The following is a 23,897-nucleotide window of genomic DNA, read 5'->3' on the forward strand; positions in this document are numbered from 1 at the left end:
CTGTTTTATGAGAAAATTGTACTCGCAGAAAGGAAGTATTTAAATGAATACAATTTTTAAACCGCATGATGAGTGGGAACCATATATTGATATCGATCAACATGGTAAATTAACTTTATCGAATATAGAGTTTACAACAACAAACCTTTGTAATATGAGATGCTCGCACTGTGCAGTAGGCTATACATTACTAACGAAAGAGTTACCAGCCATTCCGGCAGACGAAATCATCCGTAAATTGGATGAAGTTGAAACATTACGCACGATGAGCTTTACAGGCGGGGAACCTTTATTAACGAAAAAGGGAATTAAAGATAATCTGTTACCATTATTGAAATATGCGAAAAGCAGGGGGATCAAGACACAGATCAACTCCAACCTCACTTTGCCGATGTCACATTATGAGCTGGTTGCTCCTTATTTAGATGTCATGCACATATCGCACAACTGGTGTGATGAAAAAGAATTTGTTGAAACAGGGTTCGCTATGATGGAAAAAACGCCGTCAGTTGAATATAGAGGGAATTTATATCGTAATATTTTTGATAACGCAAGAGAACTGTCAAAAGGCGGCATGTTTGTATCCGCCGAAACAATGCTAAACCGTAACACAGTGCCATTTATGGAGAAAATTCATCATGAAGTGGCAAATGAAATGCTATGTAAGCGTCATGAGATTCATCCGATGTACGCCAGCGATTTTGCTGAAAGTTTAGAAACGATCGGTTTGGATGAATACAGAAAAGTGATCAACGAAATTCTCGATTACCGAAATAAAGATATTTGGGTATTATTCGGAACATTGCCATTCTATCCGTGCAGCCGTGATGAGCGTGATCTAGCATTAATTAACAGAATCAATAACGCATCAAATACAACAATGAGAAACGATGTGGATGGTCGTTCAAGAATGAATCTCAATATTTTCTCCGGTGATATTTCGGTTACCGATTTCTCGGATGACGGTCAGGCGTTCGGCAATATTAAAAATGAATCATTGACTCAAATTTATAAGAGATGGCTAGATTCAAATATTTCTAAATCGATCAATTGCCATTGTCCTGCGGTGAAATGCCTTGGGGCGAATGTTATTGTTAAAAATATGTACTATCCTGAGACAGAATTTGTAAGTGGGAGTATTAAATAAACCTTCATAAATCAGTTTACCTATCATCCTACATGGAATGAGGGTAAACTGTTTTTTATTGTCCGCAAAAAAACTACCTGCAACTGAAAAAAGTTACAGGTAGTAATGACCTAACTGATTTCATCCAAATTCGATGAAATTTCGCTGTTATTTTCACTGTAAAACTTTGAACCGAACGAATTGTCGACCATTGTTTCAGACAGATAAATTTTCGAGAAGTTGACCGCTTGGATATTGAAATCAAATTTCGCATTTTGGATAATGCATTTCGAAGCATGGAGAACCGATTTATTTTGTACAAAAATATCAGATTCATGGCCTTCGATAATTTGTGTGGCGTTCACCTCCGCAGAAGATTCGGAGTCAATCCATAATTGAGAATACATATGATTGGAAATGAACGAATCTTGAATTAATGCTTCTGCATGGTTTTCAATAATTAAACCATTTCGTTCACCTTCCATCAATTCGCTGTTCTTTAATACAAGAGAGCTGTCATTGACGATGATTTGCGGCATTTTATGACAAGATATTTGGCTATCGATAATATGGACCGATGTATCTTTCATCGCCACAATCCCATTTGTCTCACCGCCGCTAATTTGGGTTTGTTGAATCGTGGCATTTGTATTGCCCACCATTTCAATTTGAATTCCCGTACCATCTTTAACAACCGATTCGGTTACTTCCAGTTCACATTGATCCATGACAAATATACTTTTGCCGCCGACTAATTCACTTTGGTAAATCGTCACAGTACTGTTATTTTTCCCTGCAATATGAGCCAATTCATTGTGATTGAAATGGCAATTGTCCACAGAAGCCTTTGAATGATTGACCGCTAAAATGCCATTCCCTTTATTATGATGCACTGTTGTGTTTAAAAGGAATAGTTCTGCCTCCATTACCGTTAGCGCTGCGTTTTTATGTCCTGTAATCGTACTGGAAACAATCGAACACGATGCCCCTTTTTCCGTATAGACCCCAATCTGTTTGCCTTCCTGAATCGTCGTATCTTTTATTGTACAAATGGAGTTTTCGGTAATGAAAAGCTGTGGCAGCACATTATATGCAAAGACCGTACCGTTGAAGTTTGCAATCGATTTTTCCTTTATATGAATGCCGACCCCTTGGCAACTGTACACCTCACAGTCCGTCATATTGAGTAAAGATTCGAGCAATAACTGGACATTTGCGATTTTATGGAAAGCAATCAATGAATTTTCGATCATTGCTTCCGAACCATCCCGTAAAATAATACCGGATTCATTGCCGTATTGAATTTTGCAATCTGTTACGTTTAGGGAACTTTTTTGCATCCAGATTTGGGGAAGGCGATGGTGCTGTATAGCTGTTTTTATTAAATGAATGTTTGAATGGTCTGATGCATATATACCATTACCTTCGCCGTGCATGATTTCGCTGTCGTTCATTTCCAATAAGGCATGGTCTTGAATAATGAGCTGTGTGCCGGAATGATGCTGGACTTTTACATGAGTCAAATAAGCCTTTGCATGAGATTTTACCCAAAGTGCCTGGTTTGCTTTTGAAAGTGTACAATCTGTTAAATGAATTGTTGAATTTTCCGCTAATATATGGACTTTTTTATTATTTTCAAAATGACAATTTTCCAAATGGGCCTCACTATTGTATACCAACGTGACTGCCACATCCGATGCACCGATGAATGTTGTATTTTCGCATTGTAATGTCCCGCCGTTCAGTGCCAACAGCACATTTGTACGTCCACCTTGAATAATGCAGTTTTTTAATATAATTTTACCTTCGACGTAAATTTGCGTTGTAGGTTGAATTGTCATGTTCTCAAATGTGACGGTCGCACATTCAGCAATCACGATCGTTCCTTTTATACAGACCGTTGCATCATTTGGTGCGGTAATCGTTCTGTTTTCCTCAAAAGTTAAAGTTTCTTTATATGTCCCGGATGCAACGATAATTTCATCATGGTTCATTGTTCGCTGCACCGCTTTTTGAATAGTTTTAATGCGTGAAAAAATTGAAGATGACACTCTTACTAACGCCATACGATTCCTCCTACAAAACATGCTATATGTAATATGTTCACGTAAAATAACAAAATTAATCATTTGTAACTAAAATTGTGTGGAAACATGAAAAAAATTTTTTCCAATGCTCTTACTAAAATAGTGCAAAGTCGCCTGAAATATTCCTAGTTCTTTATAGGAAGAATTAAGACAAGCAAAGGTTTAAAAATCGTACAGGAAGTGTAACGTTATAAGTAGAGTATTACATAAACGTGCGGGTATACGGATTTACGAAAAGATAGAGGGAAAGGTGGTCAATCAATGTGTGAACAGCTGCAAACCATCCGTCAGCAACTGAATGAACGTTTTTATGATCGGGAAGAAGAGATTGAAGCATTATTAATTGCCTTATTATCACGACAGCATCTTTTATTTATCGGACCGGCGGGGACAGGAAAAAGTGTGCTGTCGTCCATGCTTGGTTCGATTGTCGAGGGAAGTCATTGTTTTCAGCATTTATTGACACCATTCAGTACACCGGAAGAATTGTTTGGTGTGTTGTCTTTGAAAGATTTGGAACAGGGGATTTATAAACGGAATGTGACAAATATGCTCCCGGAAGCCCATTTTGCGTTTATTGATGAAATCTTTAAAGCAAACTCTGCGATTCTGAATTCACTGCTCACACTTATCAATGAGCGGATTTATTATAACAACGGGGTTCCCATTGCTTCACCGCTTATGACGATGGTCGGTTCCTCCAATGAATACATCGAAGAAGGGGAGGGACTAGAAGCATTATTCGACCGATTTTTGCTGCGCTATGAAGTGAATTATATTCGTGATGAAGAAGCCTTTATTGCGATGTTAAAGGATGAAAGAAAAAAGGAAATTTCGAAAATAACATTGGACGAGCTGACCGAACATCAGCAAAGGACAGATAAGGTTGCCATTTCTGATACGATTTTTAAAGTGGTCGCTAAAATTAGGCAGGCACTTCATGATGAAGGGATTCGACCGTCCGATCGCCGTTTTAAACAGTCATTGTCGATTTTGAAAGCGAAAGCGTATTTAGACGGGCGTACAGAGGTGATTCGGGAAGACTTGACGATTTTGACGAATATTTTGTGGGAAACAATCGAACAAAAACCGTTAACAGAACAAATCATTAATGAAGTTGCCTTTGATACAGTAGAAGCGTTTATTCACAGGACAGCGAACGAGTTTGAAATGATTATTTTAACAGCAAGAAATGCGATGCTTCAAAAATCCCCGCTTGCTAAATCGGAGCTGAGTCAACTGCTCCTGCAGGGAAAAACATTATTTGTAGAAGTACAAAATATGAGCCGTCAAATCCCGAGCCGTCCGGAATTGCACAGTTTAAAAACGGAAATGCATAAACAATTGCTTCGAATTACTTCAGATGTCATCGGATTTTAAAGAATACAGAAGGTGGGATGCTTCATGAGCGAGAACATACATGTAATCTACAGCCGAACAGTTTTTGAGAGCAGCACTGAGCAAAAGACCCGTTTCAACGAATTGTTGAAAATGGCCACTTTATTGCATGACAGCTGCATCGAAGGTGAAAAAATTGTATCCGGCTTTACGAATATCATCGGAGATTGCTGGCATGCTTTCTATTATAAAGCGCCTGTAATAAATGAAAATGCAAAGCAACTGGACAAAGTGCAATATGATTTTATGAAAGAGCTGCTGAAGAATGAAGAATACAACCAATGGCATGCGCTGACAAAGGGCGACGAGCTGTTGAGTGTCCTTACTTCCGTCAGCATTGCCGAACAGCTTCTTAAAAGTTTCCAATATTATGAGGAGCAAAAAAACCCATTTCAGATCGAGCAACTGGAAGCCTTTCAAAAGCAGCAACAAATGCCCAGTGCGGCAAATGATTTACCGCAAAAAAGAGAGTATTTAAAACAGTTATCCAAAACATCCATCGGCATGATGCTTCAGGAAAATAAAAAGAACATCCATCAAACAAAAACTGCGATCATGAAAGTAGGAACGATGGATGGAAAAAAATTGGAGCAAGTTCCTTTAAGCGATCAGTTTAAACTGGCAAAAATGATTAGCGAGCGAAAGGAATTGCATAAAATTGCCGAATTAGTCGGCCGTTTTAAAAAAATTGCGATGAAAAAGCAGAAAGCAAAACAAGCAAAGACAATTCAGCATCACTCGGTTTCTTTTGGGCATGAACTATCCCGACTACTTCCGGCAGAATTGGCGAACTATATGCTTGGACACAGCAAACTGGATTTTTTGAAGCGATTAAGCGAGCAGCAAACACTCGTTTTTAATAAGAAAGGAAAAGACCGTCAAGGAAAGGGACCGATTATTGTATGCATGGATGAAAGCAGTTCTATGACATCAATTAAAGCACAAAGTAAGGCGTTTTGTATTGCGTTGCTGAACATCGCCAAAAAGCAGAGAAGAGATTTTGCGATTATTCCTTTTGCAACAAATGTTGGGGAAATCAAATTTTTCAGAAAAGGTCAGGCAAAGACGCAGGAGCTCATTCAGTTTAGTGACAGTTTCATCGGTGGCGGGACGAATTATGAGCTGCCATTGCGTGAAGCATTAAAACTTTTAAAGAAAAGTGAATTTAAAAAAGCGGATTTGTTGTTTGTAACGGACGGATCCAGCTTTTTACCGTCACGTTTTATTGAGGAATTTGCGCAAACAAAAAAGCAGAAACAGTTTGAATGTACTTCGATTGTATTAACAAATTTAATTAATACGGTCGATCTGAATGTTGTGGATCGGTTTTCAGATCGTGTTATTGAAGTAAATGAATTATTTGAAGCAGAAGATGCATTTGTTTTATAAAAAACGGGTATATTCAGAAGGTGTGCGTCTATTAGAAGAGCTTTTACCTAGTCAAATGTTGGCACGTCTCTTACAATGATGTTATGCATTTGGTAAGGAGGCGTCTTTTTGGTAGTGGAAGATTATGAGAAGTTTTTTGAAATGACGACGGAAGAGCGAAAACAATCGATTCAGGAGCACCCGTCGATATTGAATGATTTACTGGGAACAATCGGTCATGAAGAAGCAGCAATCCGTGACCAGCTGAACTATCGACTGTTCATCATGCTGTTATCTGAGAATGCACTCGGCGAAACAATTATTACCGAATTTGTGAGCAAACTTTCTTCAACTGACGGTTTACTTTTTAATATCGGTGAGAATGGGACAAGTTCTGTTTTTCAGCGTTCCTATGCGGCTCTTTATTTAGCCGCAATCGTGAATGCCGATCGACAGCTTAACATTTTGACGAGTGAGCAGTTGGAGTTGCTTGCGCAAAATGCAGTGGCACTGTTATCGAAGGAGCAGGATTTGCGAAGCTTTGTCGATACAAAGTCTGGCTGGGCACATAGCATTACGAATACAACGGAGTTAATTAGCGCAATTATTGCACATCCGCTTTATCCGATTCGCTTTACGGCTCAAATATTGCAGGCAATACGCGCGAATATTTGGAAGGGCTATGTTTTTATCGATGATGAGGAAGAACGTTTCTGCAATATCATTCAGGCATTGTTAGCCAAAAATATTGACGAAGAACTTTTCATTGAATGGTTTGAACAGCTGTTTGACCAGCTGGAAATGGTCGCCTATGAGCGGGGCTATGATGCATTGTGGTTTAAAGCAAGAACAAACCAGCTGAACTTGGCAAAAACGATCTATTTTTATCTGAAATTTGCCAATCGGAATGAAAAACTGCGCAGTATCGTATCAACATTCATTCAGCGCTGGCTCAAATTAAACTAATTATTTTATTTTAGTACAATAATAAAATTATTTTTATTCAAACTTTTTTCAAATAGGTACTAATAAAAATGCAATTTACAATGCATTAGAAATTTGTTGAGGAATACAGTGTGAGATGAACTTTCTGACAAAGTAGGATTTCTAAATGTATTGCAGAAGAAAATGGTATTTCCGATAGGTCATAATTTTAACTTATCGCAAAAGATAATAATAATGCAATTTACTTATGTATGAATGTGCGTTATTATTGACTGTGGAGAAAAGAGCTTTACAACCTTTTCAATTAAGAAAAACTAGGGGGAACACAACATGGCAAACTTACACAACAGTCGTTCGACTTTTGAAGTTAACGGTAAAACTTATAACTATTTCCGTTTAGCTGCAATTGAAGAAGCTGGTATCGCAAAAGTATCACGCCTACCTTATTCAATTAAAGTATTATTAGAATCAGTATTACGTCAATATGATAACTACGTAATTAAAGACGAGCATGTTAATGAATTAGCTAACTTCGGTAATCACAATGCAGATGCTGAAGTACCATTCAAGCCTTCTCGTGTAGTATTACAAGACTTCACTGGTGTTCCAGTAGTAGTTGACTTAGCTTCATTACGTTCTGCAATGAAAGAAATGGGTGGAGACCCAGCTAAAATCAACCCTGCAATTCCAGTTGACCTTGTAATTGACCACTCAGTACAAGTAGACAAATACGGTAACGCAGCAGCATTACAAGCGAACATGGATTTAGAGTTCGAGCGTAACGCTGAACGTTATAACTTCTTAAAATGGGCTCAAACTGCTTATGATAACTTCCGCGCTGTACCACCAGCAACTGGTATCGTACACCAAGTTAACTTAGAGTATTTAGCTCCAATCGTTCACGTGAACGAAACAGAAGAAGGTTTAGTAGCATTCCCTGACTCAGTAGTAGGTACTGACTCTCACACAACTATGATCAACGGTATCGGTGTTCTAGGTTGGGGTGTTGGTGGTATCGAAGCTGAAGCTGGTATGTTAGGTCAACCATCTTACTTCCCAATTCCTGATGTTATCGGTGTTAAACTAGTAGGCGAATTACCAAACGGTACAACAGCTACTGACTTAGCATTAAAAGTAACTCAAGTATTACGTGCTCGTGGTGTAGTAAACAAATTCGTTGAGTTCTTCGGACCTGGCGTACCTGGTTTACCACTAGCTGACCGTGCTACAATCTCAAACATGGCTCCAGAATACGGTGCTACTTGTGGTTTCTTCGCAGTTGACGAAGAATCATTAAACTACATGCGCTTAACTGGCCGTGACGAAGAGCACATTGCTGTTGTTGAAGCTTACTTAAAAGCTAACGACATGTTCTTCAACCCGGACTTAGAGCCTGTTTACACTGACGTTTTAGAAATTAACTTAGCGGACATCGAAGCAAACCTTTCTGGTCCTAAGCGTCCACAAGATTTAATTCCTTTAACTGAAATGAAACGTGTTTACCGTGAATCAGTAGTAGCTCCACAAGGTACTCAAGGTTTCGGTTTAACAGAAGAAGAATTCTCTAAAACATCAACTGCTAAATTTGCAGAAGGTGACGTAGAAATTCCTGCAGGTGCTGTAGCAATCGCTGCCATCACTTCTTGTACAAACACATCTAACCCATACGTATTATTAGCTGCTGGTTTAGTTGCTAAAAAAGCGGTTGAGTTAGGCATTAAACCTGCTAAATGGGTTAAAACTTCATTAGCTCCAGGTTCTAAAGTAGTAACTGGTTACTTAGAAGAATCAGGTTTACAAGACTACTTCGACCAAATCGGTTTCAACACAGTTGGTTACGGTTGTACAACATGTATCGGTAACTCTGGTCCGTTATTACCAGAAATCGAAGATGCAATCAAATCAAACGATTTATTCGTAACTTCTGTATTATCAGGTAACCGTAACTTCGAAGGTCGTGTACACCCATTAGTAAAAGCTAACTTCTTAGCTTCACCACCATTAGTTGTTGCTTACGCTTTAGCGGGTACTGTAGATATCGATCTACAAAAAGACGCAATCGCTGTAACTCCAGAAGGCAAAGAAGTATTCTTCGCTGATATCTGGCCATCAACTGAAGAAGTTAACGAAGTATTAAATAAAGTTGTAACTCGTGAATTATTCCAAAAAGAATACGAAACAGTATTCACTGCTAACGAAGCTTGGAATGCAATCGAAACTTCAACTGAAAACTTATATACTTTCGATGAAAAATCAACTTACATCCAAAACCCACCATTCTTCACTGGTCTTTCTAAAGAGCCAGGTGCTATCCAAACATTAGCTGGAATGCGTGTAATGGCTAAGTTCGGTGACTCTATCACTACTGACCACATCTCTCCTGCAGGTGCAATCGGTAAAGATACACCAGCTGGTAAGTACTTAATCGAAAACGGTGTTGCAATCCGTGACTTCAACTCTTACGGTTCTCGTCGTGGTAACCACGAAGTAATGATGCGCGGTACATTCGCAAACATTCGTATCCGTAACCAAATCGCTCCAGGTACAGAAGGTGGTTTCACTACTTACTGGCCAACAGGCGAAGTTGAGTACATTTATGATGCTTGTATGAAGTACAAAGAAGCAGGTACTGGCTTAGTAGTATTAGCTGGTAACGACTACGGTATGGGTTCATCTCGTGACTGGGCTGCTAAAGGTACATTCTTACTAGGCGTTAAAACTGTAATCGCACAATCTTACGAGCGTATTCACCGTTCTAACTTAGTAATGATGGGCGTATTACCATTACAATTCATGGCTGGCGAATCAGCTGAAACTTTAGGATTAAAAGGTGACGAAACAATCGACGTTAACTTAACTGACAATGTTAAACCACGTGATATCCTAACTGTTACTGCAACTTCTCCAGAAGGAAAAGTAACTGAGTTCAAAGCGTTAGCTCGTTTCGACTCTGAAGTAGAAGTAGATTACTACCGTCACGGCGGTATCCTACAAATGGTATTACGTGCTAAAGCTGCACAACAATAATTCCATTCGATAACTTTAAAGACAAAGTCAATTTTTATTGGCTTTGTCTTTTTTTGTGCCTTTAGTATGAAATTTTTTGTTAATTAGAAGTAAAATTTTCCGGAATATGTGGAAATTTTTATAATATTTCGTTACTATCAAAAGGTAGGTTAAAATTTTGTAGGGGGTCTTTTGATGAAGAAAAAGAGAATGTATTCAGCAACAGCTTTAGCGGCATTTACGGCAGTAGCTGTAGGCGCAACAGGTGTTATGGCAGAAGAGACAATTTTTACGGATGTTAGTGCTAGCCATCCATATGCAGAAGGGATCAATTCTTTAACATCTGCAGGTATCGTAAAAGGATTTGGAGACGGTACATTTAAACCGGATGCAACGGTTACACGCGGACAAGCAGCAAAAATGATTGCTGGCGCTCTTAAACTAGATACAACAAATGTTAAAAATCCTAACCTTAAAGATATTAAAACGTCTAACCAGTATTATAGTCAAATAGCAGCATTAGTAGCGACTGGATTTGTTAACGGTTATGAAGACGGTACATTCCGTACAGCGGATAAAATTACACATGGTCAATTGGCTAAAATTTTAACGAATGTATCAGCGGTATACCCGATTGATGCAACGGCTTTATTAACAGAGGCTAAAGTAGTATTCAATCCTACTAAACAACTTACACGTGGCGAACTATCAAGCGTACTGGCTACAATGCTGGCTGCAGCTGCACCAGCACCACAACCGGAACCGGAAACAAATAATTATAAATTATCCATTATGCATGTAAACGATACACATTCTCGTGTAGAGGCGCTTCCAAAATTAATGACGGCTGTCAATGAACAACGTGCGAAAACACCAGATGCGCTATTATTGCATGCAGGTGACGTTTTCAGCGGAACTTTATACTTCAACGAATTTGAAGGACAAGCAGATCTTCCATTTTTAAATGCATTGAAATTTGATGCGATCACATTAGGAAACCATGAATTTGACTTAGGTTCTTCACCAGAAGGACATAAAGCATTGGCAGAATTCATTAAAGCTGCACAATTCCCGGTTCTAACAGCGAATGTTGACTTTACAAAAGATAGCCTGTTTACAGGTATGTTCTCTGATTTAGTATCAAGCGAGCCTGAAAACGGCAAAATTTATGCAGGTATGATTAAAGAAGTAAACGGTGAGAAAGTCGGGATCTTCGGTTTAACAACAGCTGAAACAAAAGACATCGCTTCTCCAGGCAGTGTCGCATTTGAAAATTATATTGACGAAGCGAAAAAAGCGGTAAAAGCGTTTGAAGATAAAGGTGTCGATAAAATTATTGCATTGACTCATATTGGATTTGACGATAACCCTGCATATGATAATGATCAAATTCTAGCAAAATCAGTCCCTGGAATTGATATTATCGTAGGCGGTCACTCGCATACAGAGCTTAAAGAGCCATTCGTAGTGGATACGAACACAGTCGGCGAGAAAAAAGACGTAACGTTAATCGTACAAGCGAAAGAGTATGCTGGTTTCCTAGGAACATTGAATGTAGAATTTGACGAAAATGGTGTCGTTGTTAAACATGACGGTCAATTAGTTGAGATTGGTAAACTGGCTGATGATGCAGAAGGTTTAAAAATGCTTGCACCATTTAAAGAAAAAGTGGATGCTGTCTCTAAAGCAGAAATCGGGGTTAAGTTGACAGAAGATTTAGTGAGTCCTCGTAAATCCGATACAAGTGCAGTAAGTGTGCGTAACAGCGAAACAGTATTAGGAAACATCATTACAGACGGCATGCTGGCAAAAGCGAAACAGTATACGGATAAAAAAGTAGTGATGGCATTACAAAATGGGGGTGGTATTCGTGCTGCGATTCCGGCAGGGAATATTACGACTGGACAGGTTATTACAGTATTGCCGTTTGGTAATACACTGGCATTAATGGATGTTACAGGTGCTGAATTAAAAGCTGCATTTGAACACTCTGTAAAAAGTGCTCCAGAGGAAAATGGCGGATTCCTGCATATCTCAGGTGCTAAACTAGAATACGATTCTTCTAAAGAAGCGGGCTCTCGTGTCGTTTCATTGAAATACTATGATGAAGCAACAAAAGCATACGTAGATGTAGCGGACAACGAAACTTACACAGTAGCAACAAATGCCTTCACAGCTAAAGGCGGAGACGGCTTCAGCTCGTTTGAAAAAGCATATGGCGAAGGCCGTGTAACAGACTTAGGTTTATCAGATTGGGAAAACTTAAAAGAACAATTACTATCAATGAAAGAAATTAAGTTTACTACTGAAGGCCGCATTGTTGATACAGCTGCACCACAAGAAAAATAATTTCATAATTAAACCACTAATTTGGGCAACCAATTAGTGGTATTTTTTTTTATTTTTTTTTGCAAAAAACATTATGGAAACTGAACTATTATCTTAATTATCGATAATAATTTAAGTTAGAATATTCAGATAAATAAAGAGAGTCCTAAAATAGAAAATTATTTAGCGATTATTTTGTCCTATTTTTTGAATATTAATATGAACAAAATTCACGTACTAACAAGAAAATATTTACATTTTCTAGTAGAAATATGTAAAAACTTAGAATATATTATTGTATATACGCAATGAGTCTTTATTCATTCGTATAGGATTATTTTCATAAAAAGGGGGGTTTTTATGGGGTCGTTTCAGTTGTTTGGGAAGGAATTGCAGTCACTGAAAAATCGCAAAGGTTTACTCATTGCATTGATCGGTGTCATGCTCATTCCGATTGTTTATGTAGCAGTTCTTCTGTCTGCTACATGGGGGCCGTACGACAATCTGGATAACTTACCGGTTGCATTCGTCAATAAGGATGCCGGAGGGATTTCAGGTGGTCAAGCGATCAATGTCGGCAATGATTTAATGGAAACATTGAAAGAAAGTAACTCATTGGGCTGGCATTTTGTGACGGAAGAAGTAGCGATGGAAGGGCTGGATAAGCAGGAATTTTACTTAGTGGTAGAAGTACCGGAAGACTTTTCCCAAAAGGTGACCACTGTTCTTGATGCAAATCCGCAAGTGCCGGAATTGCGTTACATTCAAAATGAAGGATTAAACTTCATGGGTGCGCAAGTTACGAACAGTGCTGTAGAAAAACTTCGCGAACAATTAGGGGACAAAATTACAGCGACCTATGCCAGAACGGTATTCTCCAGATTTACGGATATCGAAACAGGATTTGCTAGTGGAGCGGATGGTTCGAAGCAAATTGCAGATGGTACAGAGCAGCTGGCGGACGGGACGAATACATTGTTAACATCGTTGACGGAAAAATCGGCAGACATTAACAAACTTGCTGCCGGTGCGAAAACGGCTGATGCAGGGGCAGGTCAGCTTCTTTCCGCAATCAATGGTGGAACAGGCAATATTAATAAACTAGCGTCCGGATCACGTCAAGTGGCATCTGGTGCGACACAGTTAAAGGGCGGCTCACAGCAAGTGTTAGCGGGTCTTAATTCATTAAAAGGCGGTTCAACGGAAATTTATACAGGTTTACAGAAATTGCAGCCCGGTTCTGAAAATCTTCTGAATGGATTACAGCAGCTTTCAGCAGGAGCAAATCGGCTTTATGCTAGCATCGCTCTAGGGGACGGCACGCAGGGGAATCCAGGGTTGGCAAAAGGCTTAAACCAGCTGGCGACCGTATTGCAGTCAAAACAGGCGGATATCGAACAAATGGCACAAGGTGCAGCATTACTGCAAACATTGGCGCAAGCACCTGGCATGGAAGCATACCGTGAAAATTTACTTGCTTTAAGTGCAGGTTTAGGAGAGCTTGGTACCGTTTATCCGGTTGCCGTTCAAAGTGCCAATGCATTAAGCAATGGTGCCAACCAGATGGCACAATCAATGCCTGCATTGACAGCCGGAATTGAAAACGCAATTGCCGGTCAGAAAACGATTGTATCCGGTATTAGTTCATTAACAGCTGGACAAGGGCAGGCAGTAAAAGGAATCGATGCGCTCGTTGTAGGACAGACAGCGGTCGTTTCAGGTGCATCTACTTTAGCGGGTGGTGCTTCCCAAGTAGCAAATGGTAACGCATCGCTAACAAGTTCATGGAACAAATTAGGCGCAGGTGTTTCCAACCTGAAAAGCGGGTTGACACAAATCAGCACGGGTAATGAAACCGTTGCAGTCGGCTGGAAAACAATGACAGAAGGTGTTACTTCATTAAATGATGGTGTCAATCGTCTTCAGGCAGGTTCATCGGAATTGGTGACTGGTTTGGAAGGGGGTCGTGAGCAAGTGGCGGCATTACGAATTACCGATAAAAATATTGCAATGTTCTCTTCACCGGTCACGTTGGCAGGGGAGAAGGTTAATGCTTATGAATATTACCGAGATTCAACAGCTCCGTATATTTTATCGTTGGCATTATTTGTAGGTATGCTTGTGTTGTCCATGTTTGTGGACTTTAAAAAGCCGGCTGTATTGCCAAAGTCTGCTGTAAGTTGGTTTGTCATTAAATGGCTGCAATTAGCACTGTTTGCTACAATTCAGGCGGTATTGGTTACAGGATTTACATTAGTCGTATTACAGCTATCGGTAGATCATGTAGTACAGTTTATTTTATTCGGGATTTTTGTCAGCGTTGTGTTCATGTCAATTATTTTCTTCCTTGTATCCGTTGCAGGCAATATCGGACGATTTATCGCACTTGTACTTGCTGTTGCACAATTATCGATTACAGGTTCGAATTTGCCGATTCCAATGCTGCCTGAAAATTTACAGGCTGTAAGTGCGTATTTACCGTTTACGTATTCAATTTCAGGATTCAAATCGGTTATTTCATTGGGTGATCTTTCAATGTTATCATCGAATGCTTTAGTCCTTGTCATTTATTTAGTCGCTGCTTCTATATTGGCACTGATCGCGTTTATCGTAAGCTACAAATCACTTACGACGAAGTATAAGCCGGAAGTACAGCCGACTGCATAAAATAAGACCCGTCTTCTCTCAAATCTGAGAGGAGACGGGTTTTACAGTTTTTTTATTAAAACTCTACGTGAGCAATCATGCCTTCTTCATCATCAATAGCAAGTGAAATACGGGCTGACATTGAATCTCGGCCAAGCTGCTCATCAATATACAGACGAAGTGCCATAATGAAATTTACAGAGTTGTAAACGTCTAGCTGTCCATTGTAGAAAGCTTCCGCTGAATAACCCGCAACATCATCATACATCAGCTCCACTTCCACATCTTCAGGTGCTGTGTTTTTGAATTTTGCATGGAATAGACAAACGGCATTAATTAAATCTTGTTCAAGTAATGTTAGTTTTTCCACGTATCAGTAACCTCTTTATCTTTTTTGCGTTTGATCAACTGGTAAATCTTCACTAGGAAGAAGACAATTGCCGCAATTGCTGCTACGTTGATTAACAGACCTAAAATGTTACCTAACATACCCATGCCGGCAAACATGCTACCGAATAATAAACCAGCTAAACCACCAAGCATTAAGCCTTTCATTAAACCGCCTTTGTTTGATGAAGCTGTATTTGAATCATTCTTTTTCGTTGTATTGTTATTTTGTTTTGTTGTTGTCGGGTTTGTTGCATCGTTGTTGTTTTTCTGAATATTAGAATTGTTATTGTTGCTGTTGAAGCCTTTTTTCCCAGATTTGTAACCTTTTGCTTCAACTGACTGTGCATCATTAGCAAATAAAATCGTAGTCCCTACACTTGAAAATACAAGTGTGAATGCTAATAAAATCGCTGATAACTTTTTCATGTTTTTCCCCCAATTAGTCTATTTTTTACTTTATCAGTATATCAAAAATTCACCTAAATAGAAAATGAAAACACTTTTATGTAAATAATACAAGCATCGCGCGAAAGATAACATTTCTTGTGAAAATAACAAAAAATATTGTATTCATAAAAATGAAACTGTATGATGAAATATAATTTAGACGAAAATTCTGAATTTACATCATGATGTAAATGAGCAATCGTCGAATAATTAACTTGGGGGAATGAATAATGAGTAAAATTCGCATTGGTATTGTAGGTTACGGGAATTTAGGTCGTGGTGTAGAAGCAGCAATCGGACAAAATGCTGACATGGAATTGGTAGCTGTATTTACGCGACGTGATCCTGCTACAGTTTCAATCCAATCACCGAACGTACCGGTTTATTTAGTGGAAGATGCACCGAATTACAAAGAACAAATTGATGTTATGATTTTATGTGGTGGTTCGGCAAAGGATTTACCTGAGCAAGTTCCTCATTTTGCGCAATGGTTCAACACGATCGACAGCTATGATACGCATGCAAAAATTCCGGAGTTTTTTGATGCAGTCGAAGCAGTGGCGCAAAAAAGTGACACAGTTTCAATCATTTCGGTTGGCTGGGACCCGGGTCTGTTTTCATTGAATCGTCTATTGGGTGAAACAGTACTGCCTGAAGGAAATACATATACATTCTGGGGAGACGGCTTAAGCCAAGGTCACTCAGATGCAGTGCGTCGTATTGAAGGCGTAAAAAATGCAGTGCAATATACATTGCCGATTAAAGAAGCGGTTAACCGTGTGCGCAATGGTGAAAATCCGGAGCTGACAACACGTGAAAAACATGCCCGTGAATGCTTTGTTGTATTGGCAGAAGGTGCAGATGCAGCAACGATCGAAAAAGAAATTAAAGAAATGCCAAATTATTTTGCGGATTATGATACGACTGTGAACTTTATTACGGAAGCTGAATTTAAAGAAAATCACCAAGGTATGCCACATGGCGGATTTGTTATCCGTTCTGGTCAATCCGGCGAATCAGACAAACAAATTATGGAGTTTTCATTAACGCTAGAATCGAATCCGATGTTTACATCAAGTGTTCTCGTTGCCTATGCCCGCGCTGCATACAAATTGCACGCAAAGGGAGACAAAGGGGCAAAAACGGTGTTCGACATTCCATACGGTTTATTATCCCCAAAATCACCGGCCGATTTGCGCAAAGAGTTACTGTAATTTCCAAATGGGGCGTCGTCTAGTAAATCTAGGCGACGCTTTTTTATTTTTGCTAGACAAATCGTCGACAAAGTCTTTTCATTCAAGGTTTGGCAACGTAGAATAGAGAGGTTAAGTCTCTAAAATGACGGTTGTCCACTTTAGAGCGAGTTAATTCCCTAATGAATCTGAAATTACAGCAGATTTAAATGGTAAACAGAAAGGATGTTTAATGTGCAGGATAAGCGTTTTAAAATCGCACATAAAGAAGCACTGATCGGTGTCGTGCTTGTCATCATCAACTTTGCAATCTGGTTCGGATTTGCGTATGGGCTTGGTTCTGGTGACCCGCTTGAGTATGACTATGTATTCGGATTCCCGGCATGGTTTTTCTATAGCTGTATCGCAGGAACCATTTTCATGATTATTGCCATCTGGCTTGCAATGAAGCTTTTCTTCAAAGATATTTCACTTGAAGAGGAGGACGAACAAAAATGATACATTGGTCTGTGATTATTCCATTACTCATATTTTTAATCATCATTTTTGGCATCGGTATTTGGGCAAATCGCCAAGTCCGTACATCTAATTCGTTTTTACAGGAATATTTTTTAGGCGGTCGAGAAATGGGCGGTTTTATCCTGGCAATGACGATGATGGCGACATATGGCAGTGCCTCAAGTTTTATTGGGGGACCAGGAGTTGCCTATAATACAGGTCTTGGATGGGTTCTGTTGGCAATGGCACAGCTGCCTGCAGGTTATTTTGTTTTAATGGTGCTCGGCAAAAAATTTGCGATTGTGGCACGCCGAATTGAAGCGATTACATTAATCGACTTTTTAAAGAAACGCTATGACAGCCATACCATTGTTATTTTATCGGCAATCAGTATCATCATCTTCCTATTTGCTTCCATGACAGCGCAATGGGTAGGTGGGGCACGTCTGATTGAATCGTTGACAGGGCTTTCTTATACAAGTGCATTGCTCATTTTTGCGGTAGCCGTATTGGCGTATGTAATTATCGGTGGTTTCCGGGCTGTTGCATTAACGGATGCATTGCAAGGATCGATTATGATTGTAGGTACGGTCATCCTACTTATTGCTACAGTCATTGCCGGTGGTGGTGTTGACACAATTATGCAAGGATTGATTGCAGAAAATCCGAATTTAGTGACGCCATTTGGTGCGGAACAAAACCTGACACCAGTGTATGTTTCAACATTTTGGATTTTAATTGGACTTGGTGTTATTGGTTTGCCTCAAATCGCGGTTCGTGCGATGAGCTACAAAGATTCTAAAAGCCTACATAAAGCCATTTTAATCGGGACAATCGGAATCGGGACAATCATGTTTGGCATGCATTTAATCGGTGTATTTGCACGTCCGGTCATGCCGGGAATTGAAGTCGGCGATAAAGTCATGCCGTTGCTGACATTGGAAGTGCTGCCGCCGGTTCTGGCAGGAATCGTACTTGCAGCTCCAATGGCGGCCATTATGTCGACGGTTAATGCACTGTTGATACTAGTAAGTTCTACGGTTGTAAAAGATATTTATTTAAATTATATCAACCCGAAAGCAAGCGATGCACAAATTAAAAATCGCAGCTTTTGGGTGACAAGCATTATCGGTGGCGCGGTAGTTATTTTTGCCGTTAAACCGCCTGAGCTGTTAATCATGCTGAATTTGTTTGCGTTCGGTGGACTGGAATCGGCCTTTTTATGGAGTGTTGTTTTTGGCCTGTACTGGAAGAAAGCAAACAAATACGGGGCTATCAGTTCGATGATTGTCGGCCTGACATTATATATTGTCATCTACCGTTTTGCGGAAAATATTTATGGCATGCATTCCGTAACAATTCCGATCATAGCTTCTCTTATCACATTTGTAGCAGTAAGTATGATTGCACAAAAGGTGAAAAAAATAGAAGATTACCATTTCTAATAGCCAGAATCGTTTTGGCTCTGTATGATAGAAACCAGGACTATCAATTGATAGTTCTGGTTTATTTGACGTTAAACGCTTATTATTGTAAACTAGGTTACATAAAGTAACTTAATAAAAAATAAAGGTGATAAGATGAAAAAAATAATGGCTATTTTAGAAGATAAAATTCAGCTTGTCCGTCGTGATGATCTGCAAAATATTGCAGTTGTCGGACCGGTAAAGCTACCTATAAAACAAGAAAATCTAGAAGCAACATTTCAGTGGTACTCATGGACAACTGTTGAAAAAAACCAGACGAAAGAACAGGTAGTAGACTCTGTATCATCGATGCATTTAGCTTTTGGCCAGCAGTCATCTGTACTTGTGTATGGTGATTTTGCCAATCAGGATGATGCATTGATCCGTATGCACAGCATTTGTCATACAGGTGATATTTTCGGTTCACAGCGTTGTGACTGTGGCTATCAACTACATGAATCCATGAAGATGATTGTTGAACACGGCTGTGGCGCTATCTTTTATTTGGCAGATCATGAAGGTCGCGGTATTGGTCTGTTTTCCAAATCACTTGCTTACTTATTGCAGGAAGAAGCGTTTGATACGGTGGAAGCGAATCATGCACTCGGTTTTGAAGATGATGTCCGCTCATATGATGATGCAATCCGAGTATTGCAAGTCCTGCGGGCAAAACCGGTAACGCTCATTACGAACAATCCGAAAAAACTTGCAGCACTGCAGGAAAACGGTTTACTTGCGGATGGCCATATTCCATTATGGGGCGGCCTGACGGAAACGAATGAACAGTACTTGAAAACTAAAGTAGAAAAGTCTGGACATATCGGAATTGTTGAAAAGTTAACTGTGTAAGGAGAATTTCAAATGAAAACTGATCAGGACTATATGCAGCTTGCGCTTGAATTGGCAGCAAGTGCCAGAGGGAATACAAATCCAAATCCGCTAGTTGGAGCCGTTATCGTAAAAGATGGTGTCATTGTCGGTACAGGACTTCATCGAAAAGCAGGGGAACCCCATGCAGAAGTACATGCGGTGAATATGGCAGGCGAGCATACAAAAGATGCGACAATTTATGTCACACTGGAACCATGTTCACACTACGGCAAAACACCACCTTGTGCGAAGCTGTTGAAAGAAAGTGGGTTTAAGCGCGTCGTCGTTGCCACGGAAGATCCAAATCCTGAAGTAGCTGGGCGCGGTATTCGTCTTTTACGCGATGCGGGAATCGAAGTGGAAGTCGGTGTGCTTCAAGAGGAAGCACAAAAGCTGAATGAACGCTTTATTCATAATATGCTGACAGAGCGTCCGTTTGTAGTTGCGAAATTCGCCATGACACTTGACGGCAAAATTGCGACATATAATGGTCATTCACAATGGATTACAGGGGAAGAAGCGCGCGCGGATGTACATGAATTGCGTCATGAAGTGGACGGGATATTAGTAGGTGTACAAACGGTTTTAAATGATAATCCAAAGCTGACGACGCGACTAAATGATGGTCGACAAGGTCGTAACCCGATACGTGTCGTGTTGGATAGTACTTTGAAAACACCGGTTGATGCACATATTGCGGACACAACGGAAGCTCGTACAATCATTGTCACTTCACTCGATTCTGATGAAGAAAAGGCACAGCAATTGGAGCGTAATGGTGTTGAAATTATTCGAGTTGAAAAAGAAATATCAGGCTTGCACATAGGGGATATGTTAAAAGCATTATATAAAAAGGGTATTACGCATCTACTTGTTGAAGGTGGGGGCAATGTGAACGCGTCATTTTTACGAGGCGGCTTCATTGACCAGTATATTGTGTATATCGCACCGAAAGTATTGGGTGGGAAAAACTCCATTACACCGTTTACAGGAACTGATGTAGAAACAATTGATTTGGCAAATCAGCTTGAATTCGGTGAAGTCACTCACGTCGGGGAAGATTTGCGTATTATTGCCTATCCAAAGAAGGCTGGTTTACATGATTAAAAAAGTGGATGTATGCATTGTTGGCGGTGGTCCAGGAGGCGCGCTTCTTGCCAATATATTGGCGAAAAATAATGTGTCTGTTCTTTTAATTGAACGGACAAATGGCTTTGCAAAGGCATTCCGCGGGGAACATTTAAATGAAGAAGGCGAGCGGATTCTAAAACAGCACGGGCTTTTTGAACGAATTGAACAGCTTGGTTTGCTGCGTATGGAAACATTGGAATATTGGATGAGCGGTGAAAAGTTTAAAACAGTTGAACCGGATCCGGCTGTAGGGCATTTAGGCATCCATGTTCCGCAAGCTCATTTGCTTCAAGCAATTATCGAGCAGGCACAAGGCTATCCAACGTTTAACTATTTATTGAATACAACGGTTAAAGAGCTTGTTCAAAACGAGCACGGACAATATACAGCAGTTCGCGCCAAACAAGGTGATAACGATATGACAATTGAGGCGCAGCTTATCATCGGTGCGGATGGGCGCTATTCTACAGTCAGAAAATTGGCGAATCTGGATGTAACGATCCGCGATCATGGCTATGATCTGCTCTGGGCAAGAATACCGGCACCTGCAAATTGGACACCTTCCATTAAAATGGCCCTTGTTGATGGCATGCAAATTTCCTTGTTTACACAGGCAAAAGGATTTGTACAAATCGGCTGGAATATTAATAAAGGAAGCTATCCGGAATTACGTAAACAGCCTTTTATGCCGTTTATTGAAAAGCTCGTAAAAGCATTTCCACAATTGGCCCCTGTCGTACAGGAACATATCCAGTCATGGAAAGACTTTGTGCTGCTTGATGTATTCAGCAGTACAACGGAGCAATGGGGTAAAGAAGGTGTTGCATTGATCGGGGATGCTGTGCATACGATGACTCCGACCGGCGCGTACGGATTAAATAGTTCGTTAATGGATGCCCATGTGCTGGCACAAATGCTACTGGAAAATGAGAAATTTGATTTTATCAGCTGCGCAACAGCACGAAAACAACAGATTGAAAAAATCCAGGCAATACAAATAGAAAAAGAGCAAAAGTTTCATGAAGCTTTTCTCGTATTAAGTTAGGTGAGGGATATGAAATTCGGATTTGACATTGATGATACGTTAATCGATTTACGTCGACATGCGTTTCATTTATATAATAAAAAATTGAACAAAACGATTGGCGAAGATGTGTTTGATACAATTGCAACTGTCGAAATCCATGAACCATTTGGGCTAACAAATGAAGAAGGCAGCCAAATGTGGAAAGACTCAATGGAAGAAATCTATTTCACGGATTGTCCAAGCTTTGAAGGCGCAAAAGAGGTATTGAACGCTTTAGCAGAAGAAGGGCATGAAATTTACTATATTACATCCCGTCCGAAAGGGTATTGTGAACAGACCCGCGCATGGGTAAAAGAACAAGGGTTCCCGGTTGTGGATGAGCGTTTTTACTGCGGGATGGCAGACCATGAGAAAATCGATATTATCAAAAACCTGGAACTTGATGTATATGTAGATGATAAACCAGCTGTTTTAAACACATTGGCTGGTAGCACTACGAAAGTAATCGTGAAAAACCAGTCATATAATCAGACTGTGGAATACACCCGTCTTACAAGTTGGGATGAATTCAATAAACTGGTCGGTTACGCATCGGTGTAATCGATATGGGAAAGTCACGGAGCCATTCCGAGACTTTCTTTTTTATATAAAAGTTAAAATAGTTTGAATTTTTTCCTTTCAAGAGAAAGAATATGTGGTATTGTTAACAGTGTATAGACATACTGGTTGGAGGATTTTACTATGATAACACAACAACATTACGAAGCAAGCGTTCATTACAACGGGATTATATTACTGTCGGCCTACTTACAACGCCAATATGTATATCGTACAATTCAAGTACGTCTGAATGGAGCAAGTGAAGAACCATTAAATAAAGTGAAAAATATGCTTGAACATACAGAACTGATGCTAAATATTTTCGAGGAATCTAAAGATTTGATGGAAGGACAGCGCAACAAACTCAAATCTTTCGCAGATGAGGTTGCCCTCCTGATGCAAAACTATATTAAAGAAGAGCCGGATTTTAAAGAGCGTTTAGCAGTTGTCGGATCGACACTTTACTCGGAGCAGCTGATGAATAATGGAATTATTAAACTCGGCTATATTTTTAAACAAAACATCGGCAAAGATTTTCCGGCACGGGTCAAGTTTTACGAAGAACGTACAAAAGTAATTGACGTGATGGTACAGCTCGTATCGGAAGGAAAAGAAATCGAGAAGGGCATGCAGGACATTTTAAACAAATGGTACGACGGCATTGCCATCCAGAAAAAAGGCATAATGGAAGACCTGTCGAAAATTAATGAAATGCTTGATTTTAAAGCGGAGTAAATAAGTCCATTATCAAAACGGTTAATTTCAAACATAGAAAAAAGCCATTTTTTCTCTCAGAGAAAGAATGGCTTTTATGGTTAATAAGCTTATGCGCGTTCGAAAAATACTTTATCGATATTGTATTTTGACTGGAATTGATTGATTGCGAATGTTTCGTAAATTTCACGTTCCATTGGATCTTCAATTTCATATACTTCAATTTTGTGAATTTCAGCACGGTGGTTTTTCATTGGTGAAACATTGTCTTCAAAGTGCTTTTTGATACGTTGACGGATTTTACGTGCTTTACCTACGAATAAAAGCTCGTTCTTTTCATTATAGAAGAAGAAGATACCGCCTTTATCACGCGTAATTTTATGGAAATCAATAAATCCGAAGTATGGTGTAATTTCAACATCCCCTGGTTTTAACACTTGTTCGCGTTGACGAATTACTAAATCTGGTTTTGGCATTTCAATTTTAATCAAACTGTTCACGTCCCTAAATTATTCTAAAAGTTTATTTTACACGATAATACGATAAAATGCTATTGATATAGTAGGCCAGGCATTGGCGAATAATAAAATAAGCGGATTTTTTACCGTTATTTTCAAAACTATGGATATTTCCGACAATATAAAAGGAATTACCTTA

Annotated in this window: 19 protein-coding genes; 15 read left to right on the forward strand and 4 right to left on the reverse strand. The window is 39.6% G+C overall.

The window, feature by feature from the left end; all coding sequences use genetic code 11:
- Positions 1-43 precede the first annotated feature (43 nt).
- On the forward strand, positions 44-1,147 hold the full coding sequence (gene yfkAB / locus MHH37_RS09400; protein ID WP_087617294.1) for a radical SAM/CxCxxxxC motif protein YfkAB: 1,104 nt from the start codon (positions 44-46) through the stop codon (positions 1,145-1,147).
- A 110-nt stretch (positions 1,148-1,257) separates the two neighbouring features.
- Here the strand turns inward: yfkAB and MHH37_RS09405 are convergent, their stop codons facing one another.
- Positions 1,258-3,192: a right-handed parallel beta-helix repeat-containing protein gene (locus MHH37_RS09405; protein ID WP_342576042.1), complete on the reverse strand. Its 1,935-nt coding sequence runs from the start codon at positions 3,190-3,192 to the stop codon at positions 1,258-1,260.
- A 282-nt stretch (positions 3,193-3,474) separates the two neighbouring features.
- Between MHH37_RS09405 and MHH37_RS09410 the strand changes: the two genes are divergently transcribed.
- From MHH37_RS09410 to MHH37_RS09435, 6 genes are all read left to right on the forward strand, one after another.
- The gene (locus MHH37_RS09410) at positions 3,475-4,593 is read left to right on the forward strand and encodes an AAA family ATPase (protein ID WP_342576043.1); all 1,119 of its coding nucleotides are present in this window, start codon (positions 3,475-3,477) and stop codon (positions 4,591-4,593) included.
- Positions 4,594-4,617: 24 nt separating this feature from the next.
- Positions 4,618-6,000 carry a VWA domain-containing protein gene (locus tag MHH37_RS09415; protein ID WP_342576044.1) on the forward strand — a complete coding sequence of 461 codons (1,383 nt, stop codon included), beginning with the start codon at positions 4,618-4,620 and terminating at the stop codon, positions 5,998-6,000.
- 114 nt (positions 6,001-6,114) lie between these two features.
- A complete protein-coding gene (locus MHH37_RS09420; protein ID WP_342576237.1) occupies positions 6,115-6,945 on the forward strand; it encodes a DUF2785 domain-containing protein in 831 nt (276 codons plus the stop codon).
- Positions 6,946-7,254: 309 nt separating this feature from the next.
- Positions 7,255-9,951 (forward strand): aconitate hydratase AcnA, encoded by a 2,697-nt coding sequence (acnA, locus tag MHH37_RS09425; protein WP_008407118.1) that lies wholly within the window; start codon positions 7,255-7,257, stop codon positions 9,949-9,951.
- Positions 9,952-10,125: 174 nt separating this feature from the next.
- Positions 10,126-12,279: a 5'-nucleotidase C-terminal domain-containing protein gene (locus tag MHH37_RS09430; RefSeq protein WP_342576046.1), complete on the forward strand. Its 2,154-nt coding sequence runs from the start codon at positions 10,126-10,128 to the stop codon at positions 12,277-12,279.
- A 339-nt stretch (positions 12,280-12,618) separates the two neighbouring features.
- Positions 12,619-14,925, forward strand: coding sequence for a YhgE/Pip domain-containing protein (locus MHH37_RS09435; RefSeq protein WP_342576048.1), 2,307 nt, complete (start codon positions 12,619-12,621; stop codon positions 14,923-14,925).
- Positions 14,926-14,980: 55 nt separating this feature from the next.
- On the opposite strand, the gene MHH37_RS09440 is transcribed toward MHH37_RS09435, so the two are convergent.
- Complete coding sequence (locus MHH37_RS09440) at positions 14,981-15,274, reverse strand: YxcD family protein (protein WP_008407115.1); 294 nt, start codon at positions 15,272-15,274, stop codon at positions 14,981-14,983.
- Positions 15,262-15,720: a hypothetical protein gene (locus tag MHH37_RS09445; RefSeq protein ID WP_014823916.1), complete on the reverse strand. Its 459-nt coding sequence runs from the start codon at positions 15,718-15,720 to the stop codon at positions 15,262-15,264. Before MHH37_RS09445 ends, MHH37_RS09440 begins: the two co-directional genes overlap by 13 nt.
- Before the next feature lie 251 nt (positions 15,721-15,971).
- Between MHH37_RS09445 and MHH37_RS09450 the strand changes: the two genes are divergently transcribed.
- From MHH37_RS09450 to MHH37_RS09485, 8 genes are all read left to right on the forward strand, one after another.
- Complete coding sequence (locus MHH37_RS09450) at positions 15,972-16,955, forward strand: diaminopimelate dehydrogenase (RefSeq protein ID WP_340798436.1); 984 nt, start codon at positions 15,972-15,974, stop codon at positions 16,953-16,955.
- Between the two features lie 204 nt (positions 16,956-17,159).
- The gene (locus MHH37_RS09455) at positions 17,160-17,432 is read left to right on the forward strand and encodes a YhdT family protein (protein ID WP_193433777.1); all 273 of its coding nucleotides are present in this window, start codon (positions 17,160-17,162) and stop codon (positions 17,430-17,432) included.
- Complete coding sequence (panF, locus tag MHH37_RS09460) at positions 17,432-18,877, forward strand: sodium/pantothenate symporter (protein ID WP_342576238.1); 1,446 nt, start codon at positions 17,432-17,434, stop codon at positions 18,875-18,877. The genes MHH37_RS09455 and panF overlap by 1 nt, the downstream gene beginning before the upstream one ends.
- A gap of 135 nt (positions 18,878-19,012) precedes the next feature.
- Positions 19,013-19,747, forward strand: a complete 735-nt coding sequence (locus MHH37_RS09465) for a GTP cyclohydrolase II (RefSeq protein WP_008407110.1) — start codon at positions 19,013-19,015, stop codon at positions 19,745-19,747.
- 12 nt (positions 19,748-19,759) lie between these two features.
- Positions 19,760-20,875, forward strand: a complete 1,116-nt coding sequence (ribD, locus tag MHH37_RS09470; protein ID WP_342576051.1) for a bifunctional diaminohydroxyphosphoribosylaminopyrimidine deaminase/5-amino-6-(5-phosphoribosylamino)uracil reductase RibD — start codon at positions 19,760-19,762, stop codon at positions 20,873-20,875.
- Positions 20,868-21,944, forward strand: a complete 1,077-nt coding sequence (locus MHH37_RS09475; RefSeq protein WP_342576053.1) for an FAD-dependent monooxygenase — start codon at positions 20,868-20,870, stop codon at positions 21,942-21,944. Before ribD ends, MHH37_RS09475 begins: the two co-directional genes overlap by 8 nt.
- Positions 21,945-21,953: 9 nt before the next feature.
- Positions 21,954-22,526: a hypothetical protein gene (locus tag MHH37_RS09480; RefSeq protein ID WP_342576054.1), complete on the forward strand. Its 573-nt coding sequence runs from the start codon at positions 21,954-21,956 to the stop codon at positions 22,524-22,526.
- Between the two features lie 141 nt (positions 22,527-22,667).
- On the forward strand, positions 22,668-23,261 hold the full coding sequence (locus MHH37_RS09485) for a hypothetical protein (protein WP_014823909.1): 594 nt from the start codon (positions 22,668-22,670) through the stop codon (positions 23,259-23,261).
- 89 nt (positions 23,262-23,350) lie between these two features.
- Here the strand turns inward: MHH37_RS09485 and MHH37_RS09490 are convergent, their stop codons facing one another.
- Positions 23,351-23,731 carry a nucleotide excision repair endonuclease gene (locus MHH37_RS09490; protein ID WP_008407105.1) on the reverse strand — a complete coding sequence of 127 codons (381 nt, stop codon included), beginning with the start codon at positions 23,729-23,731 and terminating at the stop codon, positions 23,351-23,353.
- Positions 23,732-23,897 lie beyond the last annotated feature (166 nt).

This window comes from Solibacillus sp. FSL K6-1781 (assembly GCF_038630735.1).
GTDB classification, from domain to species: domain Bacteria; phylum Bacillota; class Bacilli; order Bacillales_A; family Planococcaceae; genus Solibacillus; species Solibacillus silvestris.